General features: G+C 59.0%; 11 protein-coding genes and 1 pseudogene. 6 read left to right on the top strand and 6 right to left on the bottom strand.

Annotation, left to right across the window (positions count from 1 at the left end; translation table 11 throughout):
* Positions 1–61: 61 nt before the first annotated feature.
* Positions 62–1,588, bottom strand: a complete 1,527-nt coding sequence (locus FHX16_RS23515) for an ABC transporter substrate-binding protein (protein WP_259130660.1) — start codon at positions 1,586–1,588, stop codon at positions 62–64.
* A 252-nt stretch (positions 1,589–1,840) separates the two neighbouring features.
* On the opposite strand from FHX16_RS23515, the gene FHX16_RS23510 reads away from it, so the two are divergent.
* Positions 1,841–2,053: a hypothetical protein gene (locus FHX16_RS23510; protein WP_183756410.1), complete on the top strand. Its 213-nt coding sequence runs from the start codon at positions 1,841–1,843 to the stop codon at positions 2,051–2,053.
* A 169-nt stretch (positions 2,054–2,222) separates the two neighbouring features.
* On the opposite strand, the gene FHX16_RS23505 is transcribed toward FHX16_RS23510, so the two are convergent.
* Entirely contained in the window at positions 2,223–3,350 is a 1,128-nt protein-coding gene (locus FHX16_RS23505; protein WP_183756409.1) for an OpgC family protein, read from the bottom strand.
* Between the two features lie 266 nt (positions 3,351–3,616).
* Between FHX16_RS23505 and FHX16_RS23500 the strand changes: the two genes are divergently transcribed.
* Both FHX16_RS23500 and FHX16_RS23495 read left to right on the top strand, forming a co-directional pair.
* Positions 3,617–3,814, top strand: a complete 198-nt coding sequence (locus FHX16_RS23500; protein WP_183756408.1) for a hypothetical protein — start codon at positions 3,617–3,619, stop codon at positions 3,812–3,814.
* Positions 3,815–3,902: 88 nt separating this feature from the next.
* Positions 3,903–4,382 (top strand): MEKHLA domain-containing protein, encoded by a 480-nt coding sequence (locus FHX16_RS23495; RefSeq protein WP_183864531.1) that lies wholly within the window; start codon positions 3,903–3,905, stop codon positions 4,380–4,382.
* Positions 4,383–4,744: 362 nt separating this feature from the next.
* Here the strand turns inward: FHX16_RS23495 and FHX16_RS23490 are convergent, their stop codons facing one another.
* Positions 4,745–5,326, bottom strand: a complete 582-nt coding sequence (locus tag FHX16_RS23490) for a L,D-transpeptidase (RefSeq protein ID WP_183756406.1) — start codon at positions 5,324–5,326, stop codon at positions 4,745–4,747.
* 615 nt (positions 5,327–5,941) lie between these two features.
* Here FHX16_RS23490 and FHX16_RS23485 point away from each other — a divergent pair.
* The 3 genes from FHX16_RS23485 to FHX16_RS23475 are packed head-to-tail and all read left to right on the top strand — an operon-like array spanning position 5,942 to position 10,429.
* Entirely contained in the window at positions 5,942–7,639 is a 1,698-nt protein-coding gene (locus FHX16_RS23485) for a type I secretion system permease/ATPase (protein WP_183756562.1), read from the top strand.
* Entirely contained in the window at positions 7,636–8,943 is a 1,308-nt protein-coding gene (locus tag FHX16_RS23480) for an HlyD family type I secretion periplasmic adaptor subunit (RefSeq protein WP_259130656.1), read from the top strand. The genes FHX16_RS23485 and FHX16_RS23480 overlap by 4 nt, the downstream gene beginning before the upstream one ends.
* Before the next feature lie 58 nt (positions 8,944–9,001).
* A complete protein-coding gene (locus FHX16_RS23475) occupies positions 9,002–10,429 on the top strand; it encodes a family 16 glycosylhydrolase (protein WP_183756404.1) in 1,428 nt (475 codons plus the stop codon).
* An 82-nt stretch (positions 10,430–10,511) separates the two neighbouring features.
* Here FHX16_RS23475 and FHX16_RS23470 read toward each other — a convergent pair whose 3' ends face one another.
* From FHX16_RS23470 to FHX16_RS23460, 3 genes and pseudogenes are all read right to left on the bottom strand, one after another.
* Entirely contained in the window at positions 10,512–10,724 is a 213-nt protein-coding gene (locus FHX16_RS23470) for a hypothetical protein (protein WP_183756403.1), read from the bottom strand.
* Between the two features lie 240 nt (positions 10,725–10,964).
* A pseudogene (locus FHX16_RS31485) lies at positions 10,965–11,295 on the bottom strand (substrate-binding domain-containing protein); the annotation flags it as partial.
* A 125-nt stretch (positions 11,296–11,420) separates the two neighbouring features.
* Positions 11,421–11,798 (bottom strand): hypothetical protein, encoded by a 378-nt coding sequence (locus FHX16_RS23460; RefSeq protein WP_183864532.1) that lies wholly within the window; start codon positions 11,796–11,798, stop codon positions 11,421–11,423.
* Positions 11,799–12,556 lie beyond the last annotated feature (758 nt).

Raw genomic sequence — 12,556 nt, 5'->3', positions numbered from 1 at the left:
CGCTGGAGCGGGATCATGGACGGATACCGGCCTCACGGCCGGCACCCGCCGCGCCTTCGGCCTACTTTTTGATCGACGCGTTCCAGAAGTAAGGCCAGGGCGCGGGATCGACACCCTGAAGCTTTGTCGACATGGCCGAGACGGCATTGAAGTCGCCAATCTTCATGAACGGAACTTCGTCGTACATCGTCTTCTGGACATTGGCCCAGAGCTCAACGCGCTTCTTTGGATCCACTTCTGTCGTGAAGGCATCGAAGACACTTTTGCGCGCCGGTGTATCCCACCAGCCGGGCGAACTCGGGGAGAGGGAGCCGATAAGAGCCGGTTCCGGAAGGAACGGGCTATGGCTGATATAGATGTCCCACAGCCCCTTGTCGGTTCGGCGCTGTGTCAGCGTCGCCCAGTCGACGACCTGCAAGTCGACCGCAAAACCGGCAAGCTTCAGGTATTCGGCCGCGACCTGGGCCATCTTGTAGTGAAACTCGTACTGGCGGCTGGTGAGGATGCGGATCGGCTCCCCATTGTAGCCGGCCTCCTTGGCAGCTTTTGCGGCGCCCTCGGGATCGGCAATATTGTAGTTTCCCTTGACACCGGCATCAGTGCTCCAGGCGAAGTTGCTTGGGTAAATATTGCCGTCGGCCGTGTAGAAGTCGGTGCCGCCGAAGGCTGCGGCCATCATGTCTTCCATGCTGAGTGCCTGGCGGACCGCCTTGCGGATCGCGACGTCTTTCGTGACGCCGGCAGCGGTGTTGAAGACGAAAACCGGATAGCCGAATGGCTTCAGCAGCAGAGGCTGGGTTGCCGTCGACGTCGTCAGCTTGTCAAAGGATTCGACCGGCAGTGAATCGATGTAGTCGTACTGGCCGGAGACAGCCGCCTCGACACGGGTATTCGCATCGGGCACGGGTACGAAGCGGATTTCGTCGAGATACTGGTGGCGGGCGCCGCCGTAACCGTCGCTCTCGCCGGAGCGTGGCTTGTAGTCATTGTAGCGGACGAGCTGAATATACTGGTCAGCCTTGCGCTCCTTCAGCATGTAGGGCCCGGTGCCGATGAATTCGCTCATCGTGTCGGCCTGCTTTTCCGCAGGAATGATGATCGCCGCGGAATTGTTGAAGGCAAGCAGCGAGACCAGCGGCGCGTAAGGCTGCTTCAGTTTGATGGTAACGGTTGACGGGTCGGTCGCGGTGATCGACTCGATGAAGGCCGCAGCCTGTTTGCCACGCGAGGCAAGCTTGGTCCAACGGTTGAGAGAGGCCACGACGTCATCGGATGCCATGTCGCTTCCGTCGTGAAACTTGACGCCGGTGCGCAGCTTGATCGTGTAAGTCTTGCCGTCGGCGCTGACCTCGGGAAGCGCCTCTGCCAGGAGCGGCGTCACGGCCCAGCTCTTGTCGAAAGTGTAGAGCGTTTCGAAGATGTGTTGGGTGACAATGCCGACAAGGTCGGCCGTCGATGTCATCGGATCGAGTGTCGGTGGTTCGCCGATCGTCGCGACGTTGATCACGCCGCCTTTTTCCTGCGCCAGCAGAAGCGACGGCGCTGCGATCAGCGCCGTGCTGACGAGGAATGCGAGCTTCAATCTCATATCTAACTCCCGATTTGTTCCACAATTATGTTATATGCGCTTTTATAAAAGAATACATGGCGGGTCAGTCCTGTCAATGCAGGATCGTCTCGTCTGCTCTGGAAAGCCGGCCACGCCCTCGGCCAAGGGTGCTGCAGAAACTTAGCAACGCCTGAAATTATATAGGGCGGGTCGCCTTATGGTTGCTGGCGCCAGGAGGGCTTTTGCCCCTTACTGTGCCCTCGAGGCAGGCCGCTGTTGGAGGGGAATTTGATGTCAATCGAAGCCCGACATGCATTGATAGCCAAGGCATTCAGCCGCGTCAGGCAGGCCGGATGCCCGCTGGAGACATCCGAGGAATTCGAGGGCTGGCTGGGCCAATGGGCTCGGGCCGACATCGACATCCAAACGCTTCGGAAACGCTACGTCGAATTGCTGCAGACCCGGGATGCTGCCTGGAGAGAGAGGCACGTGCTGGTTGATTGAATGCTTCTGAGGACCTGGAGGAGGGACTTTGATGAGTGATCGGGCGATGGGTTACCTGGTTGCGGCGGAGGTATGCGTCTTGTTCTGGATCGCTGTTGCGATGCTGGCGCTCGGCGCGGCTTAGGTCTGACTGACGGGCCGAGGCCGGTTGAATGGCGGCTCCGGCTGTCTATTCGGCTCTGGCCGCCTGCGTTGCGGCGCGAGCGGAAAGCTTGGAATTTTGCAGGCGCTCGGCAACGACATATTGTGCCGCAAGCCCGGCTGCAAGGGTGGCCGCCTCGAGTAGCAGCGGGAACTGATAGGCCTCCCGAAGAACCTGCAAGGCGATGCAGATCAACGAGCCCCAGGCAAAAACCGCAAGCCCCTGTTTTCCGAGGACGGTGACGGCGCCAAGCCGTTCTTCTGCAGCAATCCGAGCACAGATCGGCAACTGCGAGACGACGTAGGCGAGAGCCAGGATGTGGAGCAGGCGAGGAAGCGGAAGGGTAGCCTTGTCGAAGCCAACGAGGAACGCCGGATGGTTGCCCCAGCTCGTCAACTCGTAGTGCTGGCCCACGATCACGAAAAGCGAGAAGGCGAGGTAGGCAAGCGATGCCGTCATCAGCGTCAGGTTGTATCCGACGAAAGTCTCCTGTTTCTTCAATGCCATGCCCGCGCACAGACCGACGCAGTAAATGAGCTGCCACGAGAATGGATTGAGGAACCACATCCCTTCCGTCGGGAAGTTGGGAAGATTGATATTGAAGTAGCCTGCAGCGCCCCAGATGCTGACAGACACCGCAATCAGCGCCGGACGACTGATCGAGCCGATTGCGAGAAAGATCGGTGTTGCGGCAAGCAGCAAGATATAAAGGGGCAGGATGTTAAAATAGCCGAGCTGGTGGGTCATCGCCACGAAACCGGCTGCGGTTTTCCAGGGCGCTTCCAGGTAGGAGCCGAGGTTGACACGGTCCGACAGCGCGCCGGTCGCAAGAAAATGGTCGCCGGTCACGAGGATTGCGACCGCGAGGCCGGTTGTGGCGAGATGCACACCGTAAAGATGTCGTGCACGGCGCAGAATGCGCCCGGTCGCCACCATAACGTCCCGCCCAAAGGCACTCGAATAGGCGAGCCCGGCTGACATGCCGGACATCAGCACAAAGGCCTCTGCCGCATCGGAAAAGCCGAAGTTCTTCGACGTTAATCCTTCGAGAAAATTGCCAGGCACATGATTGATGAAGATCATGATCAGGGCGATTCCCCGGAAGAAATCGAGACGCCGATCGCGGCCGGCCGATTGAGAGGGAGGATGAGGCATTGCTAAATTGTTCCGACGATTCGTTGCGGATATGACGATGAGGCAACCGTTAAGCAGCCCCATCTGAAGCCCAGATGAACGCATGGTTCATGTTGTTATCCGCCTTGTGCTGACTGATGCCTGTCCGAGATATTGCTATTGTTCAACCCGCGCCTGCGCTGTTAACTGGGTATTCAGCATGTCGCTACGCGGGTGAGGAGGTCGTTGATGCCTCGATGTAAATCTGCGGAGTTGAGTCTTTCAGGCAATCTACGAGGCCAAGGAACATGAGCCTACCTTTTCATGAGACAGCGCTGGGGCGCGAGTTCGATCTTTTCGCTAATGAACTGGCGACGCTGCCACGGTCACCTGATGTCACAGCGCTGGAACTGCGTTTTGCGCTGTTGCGGGAAGCTGTCGCCATGCAGTTGGCAAAGCCTGGCCGGTTCACCTACACCTTGCCGACGTCGTTGTTTGATGCCTGACTTTGCATTCTTTCACGGCACGCCATGGGCGCATCGCCTCGATTTCCACGTGCATCATCGGACGACCCGGGAGAGGATAAACTGAGGCATGAGAACCGAGTTGCCCGAACCGACCGGCCTTGCGATCGATCCTGAATTTTTCAAACTGCTCATGGGCAGCTTTCTCCGGCTGGTTGGAAGGCCGCTTCTGGAAATGGGCAATGGACAAAGCTTTGGGCCCGACTCGCTATACCGGAGTACGTCGACCGTCATCCTTGCCCATGATACCGCGCCTGATCCACGATTTATCTACGCCAACATCGCCGCACAGCAGCGGTTCGAATATGCGTGGGACGAATTCATCGGGATGCCCTCGCGATTGTCTGCGGAAGCGCCGGACCGGGCGGAGCGCCAGTCGCTTCTCGAGGCCGTCGAGCGTCAGGGGTTCATCGCTGACTACCGGGGTATTCGGGTCAAGAAATCAGGAAAACGCTTCTGGATGGAGCATGGTGTGGTCTGGCAACTCATCGATGAGGCGGGCGATAGACATGGTCAGGCAGCAGCGTTTTCGAGCTGGACCGACCTGTAGGTGGGTGGGAGATTCACGACGGGCGTTCGGGAGCGCCGAACGGATAGCGGCCCTTGCTCACCGGGTGCATCGGCCCGTTCGTTTCCGATGATGCCGGGCATGTCTCTCGCACGACGTGATCTTGATAAGGGGATTGTACCGACGTTCCTGCTCGAGGCTCATCCAAAGCTCGGCATCGGCCAGTTTCCGATCTCGCGCCCTTTGGTCGGCTCAAAGTTTTCTCAGTCATTGTACCTTCCGATCGGACGTTCGAAGCGCGCACTGCGACGACCGAGTCCGACCAGATCATGACTGACTGTCCGCCATCCCGCCGATTGGCCCAGCTTGCAGCATTGAGCATCGCGAGCAAGTAAGCAGACAGCCTACCGCCGGACAATCACGCGGGTGCCCGGCTGGACCATGTCGTAGAGCTCCTCGACATCTTCACGGTACATACGAAAGCAGCCGCTCGAGGCGTTCGTGCCGATGGACCGCGGATCGTTGGTACCATGAATGCGAAGCAGGCCGTCGGCGAGATAGATAGCCCGCGTGCCAAGCGGATTGGACGGACCAGGCTGAACGACCGCAGGAAGTCTCGGATTCTTGCGCCGCATGTCCGGCGTCGGTCGCCACACGGGGTGCTTGGTCTTCGATGTCACCCGCGTCGTGCCAAACCATTGCTTGCCTTGGCGGCCGACGGCGATCGGATAGACCAGCTGTTTGCCTCTCGGGGTGGTGTAGACAAGCGTATGCTCGCGAGTTGCGATCTCGATCGTGCCGGTTGCCCTCCTCGTCTGGGTTCGACGCTCGGGCAGCGGCTCTCCATAGTAGGGAGGTGGCATGTAAGGGTTGTAGTACCCGTCATCGCCGTAGATGTCGTAGTCGTCATATGGCCCGTAGATCTGGGCACTCGACTGGCACACAGACAGCAAAAAAGCTGCCGCAACAAGAATCAGAAACTTCATTTTTGCTATCCGCCCGTTTAAGTACAAGTTAGCCGGGAATTCTGTGGCGGCATTGAGGCATCCGACCCCCCGGGATTCAGTGTGATCCAGAGGAGGAAAGCTGAAATCCCGGAATTGCCGGCCGATAGCTGGGACATACTTCAAAAATTCGACGCGGATCCCGGTCGATCCGTGTTCTCGCCATTTCGAGACGACGGGCGCAGATGGTTGATACTGATTACGCCGCGGTAAGACTGTCCGGCTGCTCGCACTCAGGTAGTTTTGTGGCGAAGATGCAACTATCAGTCCCGGCGCACTGCGGCCGACCACGTCGATATTTGAGGAACACTCAGAATAACGTCGTCGCGTGCGAATGCGGACAGTCTGTCTGGGACCTGTCACTGGACGTGTGCTTTGCGCTTAACACCTCGTTATCCGACCTATGGCATGGGCTGGCGGCGAGCGTGGTTTGAGGTCGTCATTCGTCTTCTTTTGGCTCAGTCTGAGAGGCGAAAGAGGCAGAAAACGACACGGGGTTGCAGTCGATTGCTGCGAGATGTCCCGAAGCCAGAAGGAGCACAGGTGTCCAAAAGCAACCTCCCCATCAGGCGACGGCCGATCCCTGGCCTCCTGTCGATGCTACGCGGCGGCGCTCTCGGAATCGGCGTGACCAGCTGCCTCGTTAACATCCTGGGGCTTACGGGCTCGCTTTTCATGTTGCAGGTCTACGATCGGGTCATTCCCAGCCGGAGCCTGCCGACCCTGATTGGACTGATCGCAATCGTTGTCACGCTGTTCGCCTTCCAGTGGCTGCTTGACCTCACACGCTCGCTTTTGCTCGGGCAGGTCGGGCGAACCGTCGACGAGCGCTTTGCCGGCCGAGCCTTTTCCGAGGTCGCGCTCGCCGCATCGAGAAAGCAGACTCAAGATGCGGGAGTCCAGTCGATCCGCGATATCGATACTGTGCGCGGTTTTTTGTCCGGCTCCGGCCCAGGAGCTCTTTTCGATCTCCCGTGGATGCCGTTCTATCTTGCCTTGTGTTTTCTCTTCCACCCCTGGATTGGTGTGACCGCAGCGACAGGCGCCCTTGTTCTGGCGGGCCTCGCGTGCATGGCCGAACTCAAATCCAGGAAACCGATCGCTGAGACGGCTACCCTCCTTGCCGAGCGGATGGATTTTGCCGACGCCGTCAGGCGTAATTCGGAAGCGGTGGTCGCCATGGGTTTTGCAGCCAGGCTTTCGACACGGTGGGCCGGCCTCAATCAGCGTCACCTTGACAGTCACCTGCAAAGTTCGACCCTCATCAATACGCTTTCGACGCTCTCGCGATCGGCGCGGATGTTTCTTCAGTCAGCGGTGCTTGCGGTCGGTGCGGTCCTGGTCATTCGCCAGGAAGCGACGGGAGGTATCATGATCGCGAGCTCCATTCTCGTCAGTCGAGCACTTGCACCGATCGAACTTGCCATTGCGCATTGGCGAGGATTTGCCGCCGCGCGACACGCCTGGTCACGCTTGAACCAGGAGGCACCCGACGCCGACGACGCCGGACATGACGTCGAGCTGCCTGCGCCCAAGGGCTCGCTGACGGTCACCAATCTCCATCTCGGTGCACCGGGGTCAAAGACCCCGATCATTCGCGGCCTGTCGTTCGATGTGCATGCCGGCGAAGCGATCGGCATTGTCGGCCCGAGCGCGTCGGGAAAGTCATCACTGGCACGGGGGATCGTCGGTCTGTGGCCAGCCTTTGCCGGCGACGTCAGGCTCGACAAGGCCTCGCTTGGGCAATGGTCGCGAGCGGCACTTGGTCGACATATCGGCTACCTGCCGCAGGATGTCGCCTTGTTCGATGGGACGATCGCCGAAAACATCGCACGGTTCGACCCAGACGCTCCTTCCGATCTGATCATTGCCGCCGCGCGAGCAGCTGGTGTCTACGACATGATCGTCGGGTTGCCATTGGGATTCGACACGCAGATTGGCAAAAGGGGTGCTGTCCTGTCTGCAGGACAACGGCAGCGCATTGGTTTGGCAAGAGCACTTTATGCCGATCCGTTCCTGGTTGTCCTCGATGAACCGAACTCGAATCTCGATGCGGAAGGCGAAGTTGCGCTTTCCCAGGCAATCGAGAACGTGCGCTCGCGCAAGGGTGTCGTGCTGGTCATCGCCCACCGGAAAAATGCGCTTGCCGGGGTCGACAAGGTGCTCGTTCTCGAAGGTGGACGCGCAAAGGCCTTCGGCCCGCCGCATGCGGTCCTCAACACGGCGCCAAAGTCGACGGCCGTTTCAGGTTCCTTCGTAAGGCTCTTGCGTGCGGGTGGGGAGCTGTCATCATGATCAGGCTGTCTGCGACATCACCGGAAAAAGCAATTCGCCGTCTCACAGTGCTTTCTCTGACAACAGCCATCGTTCTCGTCGGTGCGCTTGGCGGCCTGGCGTCCGCAATTCGTATCAATGGTGCGGTGATTGCACGAGGAACGCTTGTCGTCGAAAGCTACGTCAAGCCGGTTCAACATCAGAAGGGCGGGACGGTCAGGCAGGTCTTCGTGCGCAACGGCGGTCGCGTTGTCGCGGGACAGGTCGTCCTTCACCTCGACGATACGCAGACGAGAGCAAGCCTTGCGATCGTGTCGAGACGGTTAAAAGAGCTGGCAGCGCGATCGGCGCGCCTGGCAGCGGAGCGGGACGGCGTCGATGCAATCGCCTTTCCGGCAGCCCTTGGCGATGAAAACCCGGGCGAGGCTGCCGCACTGGAAAGGGGTGAGCAGAGGCTGTTCGATGACCGCCGCGCCTCCCTGCGGGGACGTATGGCGCAATTGCGGGAAAGGGTCAGCCAACTGAACCAGCAGGCCGAAGGATTGATCGCGCAGCAGGACGGCAAGCGCCGGGCAATCACCATTATCGAGAAGGAACTCGCCAGCCTGGAACCGCTTCTCAGGCAGGGCGTCATTCCCGCAACGCGAGTGTACGCCCTGCAGCGGGATGCAGCCGACCTCACCGGCGAACTTGGCAGCCTCATCGCGTCGAGTGCAGAAGTGAAAGGGAAGGTCGCGGAAACGGAGCTGCAGATCATTCAGGTGGGTGATGACCAAAGGAGCGAAGTCTCCGAGCAACTGAGGCAAGCGGAAAGTGACAGCAGCGAATTCGCAGAACGGCGTGTTGCAATAGAGGACGAACTTGATCACGTCGATATTAAGGCGCCGCAGGACGGCATCGTCCATCAACTGGCCGTTCACGCGCCGGGCGCCGTGGTTGGGCCTGCGGAAAAGATCATGCAGATCGTGCCCGATCACGACGTGCTTACGCCGGAGCTTCGACTGTCGCCGCAGGATATCGATCAGGTGGCCGTCGGCAAGGAGGTGATCCTCCGGTTCTCTGCCTTCAGCTCGAGGACGACCCCCGAACTGCGGGGGCGGGTTGCGTCCATTGCCGCCGATCTGACGACGGACGCTCATTCGGGTCAACCCTACTATACCTTGCGTGTCGCTGTTGCCGTGACCGAATGGAAGAGGCTCGGGGAGCTGTCACCTGTTGCCGGAATGCCGGTTGAAGCCTTCATCGAGACCGGCGATCGCACGGCATTGGCCTATCTTGCAAAACCGTTAACGGACCAGTTGGCGCGCGCATTTCGGGAGGAGTAGGCAACCGTTCTGGGAGGAGGAACCCAATGAGGCATGTCTTAATCCGAAGGAGTTGATAATGGCAAAGTCAGTACAGAACGCAGTCGGACAAACGCTCTATTACAGTGGTCCGTCGACAGCATGGTTTTCGGCGACCGGCTCGGGTCCGGTGTTGGACGGCACGGCGGGAAACGACTCCATATGGGGCGACAGTTCGGTCAATGTCACAATGCAGGGCGGGACCGGCGACGATATCTATTACCTCTATTCCGGCATCAACCGGGCGGTTGAGGCTCCCGGCGCAGGTGTCGACACGATCAACACATGGATGAGCTATACGCTGCCCGTCAACTTCGAAAACCTGACGGTGACCGGCAACGGACGCTACGCGTTCGGCAACGCAACGGATAACATCATTTCCGGTGCGTCGGGAAGCCAGACGATCGACGGGGGGGCCGGCAACGACGTCCTAATCGGGGGAGGCGGGGCTGATGCCTTCCTCTTTACCCGTGGCCACGGCAGTGATCTGATCGTCGACTTCAGCAGCGACGACACCGTTAGGCTCAATGGCTACGGCCTTTCGTCGTTTGATCAGGTTCTGGCGCACACCACCCAGGAGGGTGCCAACCTGCGGCTGGATCTCGGCGGTGGCGAGAGCCTTGTCTTCGCCAACACCCAGGTTGCGGACCTCAAGGCGAGCCAGTTCCAGCTGACGCTTGACCGTTCCCATCTGGCGCTGAGCTTCGACGACGAGTTCAACAGCCTGTCGCTGCGCAGCGGCGGCCAGGGGACGTGGGATGCCAAATTCTGGTGGGCGCCGGAAAGCGGCAGCACGTTGACGGGCAACGGGGAGCTGCAGTGGTACATCAATCCGTCTTACGCGCCAACCGCCGCGGCAAATCCCTTCTCGATCCACAATGGCATCCTGACGATTTCGGCGGAGCCGGCATCGCAGGCGCTCCAGTCACAGATTAATGGCTACGACTATACGTCGGGCCTCCTGAATACCCACTCATCCTTTGCCCAGACCTACGGCTATTTCGAAATCAGGGCCGACATGCCAACGGAGCAGGGTGTCTGGCCTGCCTTCTGGCTTCTGCCGGAGGACGGGTCGTGGCCGCCTGAACTCGACGTGGTCGAGATGCGCGGACAGGAACCGAACGTCATCAACGCAACCGTCCACAGCGAACACGGCGGCGCACATACGATGACGTCCTTCCCGGTCAAGGTGCCCAGCACGGACGGGTTTCACACTTACGGCGTCCTGTGGGACGAGGATCATGTCACTTGGTATTTCGATGATGTCGCCGTCGCGCAGACCGACACGCCAGAGGATATGCATGACCCGATGTACATGCTGGTCAACCTTGCGGTCGGGGGGGCTGCGGGAACGCCAAAGGATGGTCTGGTACACGGCTCGGATATGCAGATCGACTATATCAGGGCTTACGCTCTGTCCGACAGTCCGGTGCATGTCGCGGCCAGCACCAGTGACTGGCATGTCTGAGCGGTAGTGAAGTCGCGGGCGTTCGACGTCCCGCGGCGTCACCCTCGCCGGGCGGTCCTTGCAGTATCGAAAGCAGTTCCATTCACGGCGAGTTAATCGACGGCAGGAAGAACTCCACGTCCTTGCGAAGGCGGTCCTCCAGTCGCTCGATACGGTCGTGCCAAAACCTCTCCGCTTCGGGTGGGTCGGGCTCCCAGACGCGAACGGTCTGGTGATCGTCGTCAATCTTCACCCTTCTTTTTCCGCCGAGTCGGAGATATTCCTCAGCGAGCATGCGGCCTTCGGTGCTTTCCATTGTTGGATCACATCCTTTCAGCTCCTGCGACGGAAATATCGCAAACACATAAACGCGCGGTCCCGGCCATCGTTCCGAAAAAGATTGAGCTATCCAAAAGGAACGTTGGTATCACGGAAGGGAAATGTCTTTCCAGGCGCAGGGCCCAGTCCGTTCGATTGCTCCGGTCAGTTCTTTTCCGACGGCCTTGAGAGGGCCTGGCAGGATTCACGTACCGTCAGACGGCCGGCGGATCCAGAATAAGCTCGCTGCATGTTCGCCAATAGCCTGCATAGGTTGGGGAATGGCTGTCAGGTTCGGCTGGAAGACGTTGGCCCAGTGAAGATCGTCAAAGCTCGATACCGAGATGTCGTCAGGGCAGGTAGCCCATGTCGCGGATCGCCTTCAGCACGCCGATCACCATCAGGTTGTTTGCCGAAAAGATCCCACTCCGCAAAATCTGGCAGCACAAGGAGCTGCATGGCGGTATTACAAGCGCGTCGCGATAGCCCGAAAGCCTGCTGCGACCGGTCGACGTGTCCAGTGAACCCGAGATTTAGCCAATGCGTCGATGGCCGACGCTGATAAGATAGTCGATGGCTAGGCATCCCGTTCACGGAAATTGCCGATGCGCACCAACTCGTCCTCATAGGAGAGTTTTGCGTTTTCCCATCGTCCCAGGTGTCTCTGCCTGAAATGGCGGACAAAGCTTGCAAACTACGGTCGGATCAGTCGCAGAAGCTTTTGAAACCTGCGGGCGATCCCGATTGGCCGCGGTGTTTCGTCAGAATCGGTGGGAGGCTGGTCGTGAAAAGACGGCTCCCCGATCTCCTCCGGCCGTGCGGTTTCGGCCTTGATCGATTGTTCCTGGTCATCGGTCGTCGCAACGCGGAGGCCCTCCCTGGCCTTTGCCGCATCGATCAATGCACGCTTCTGGCCGCCCCACAGCCTGACGTGATGGGCGATGACATCATTCGGCTTCACCTCAAATGCCGATGGCGTGTCTTGAAGCATATCGAGGAAGGCCCGTTCTGCTGCCTCAGTTTCGCTGTCCGCGAGGACGAGCCGTGTTTGCGTTACGAGATAGTAGGGCACACTGAACGTTCTCGCTGATTTGAAAGGGGGATCGACGTCCACTGAAGGACAACTAAGGATAATGAGCTCGCTACAGTTTGTGGTACGTCGTGTAAACTCGATTCTACCGTTGTCCGGTTGTTCCCGATGAATACGAGGAAGCTTGTTCAAGCCAACCATATTTCGATCCATCATCCTATTGGAGTTCTGTCTCGAACGCGCCAAGCAGTCCGACTGTCATGCCATTGCGCTCGGCCCGCTGTTCATCGGACGCGCCAGGGCCACTGCTCCCATTTGATTAGCGAAAAGGCCGTGACGGGTGGTACGGTATCGGATGGGTCGAACCAGGGGCAAGTCACACGTCGCGTGTGGGCTGCGACTGAAGCGCTGCCTCCGGCCTGCCTGAGAGGAGCCAGAGGAAGGGAGGCTTTTCTGCCTGTCCGAACTCGTGCGAACATTTTGGCTGCGATCGCTTGAGGTCTATCGCTGGCTCCGTGTGCGAGGTCCCTTTTACCTGGGTCAAACATCCCGGCACGCGCTCGATGTGCAACAAGTTCGTTTGGGACGGAGCCGGTGTGCTTGTGCGCACGTTTTCAAGCTCAAAAAAGCATTATTGAAAATTCCCTTTAAAATTCAGGGAGATGTAAGAATTCTCTCTTTTTTTGAAAAGCCCTCTTGATCTGAAAAAGGGGTAGGATCTATAAGCCCACTCACTGAACGAGGGCGGCGGCGCTGCTGGCGACGAAGTCCTTCGCTCTAGAGATTTCTTTGAGATTGGC

Source organism: Rhizobium sp. BK661 (assembly GCF_024808825.1).
GTDB lineage: Bacteria > Pseudomonadota > Alphaproteobacteria > Rhizobiales > Rhizobiaceae > Rhizobium.
This window is presented reverse-complemented; position numbering and strand designations above follow the sequence as displayed.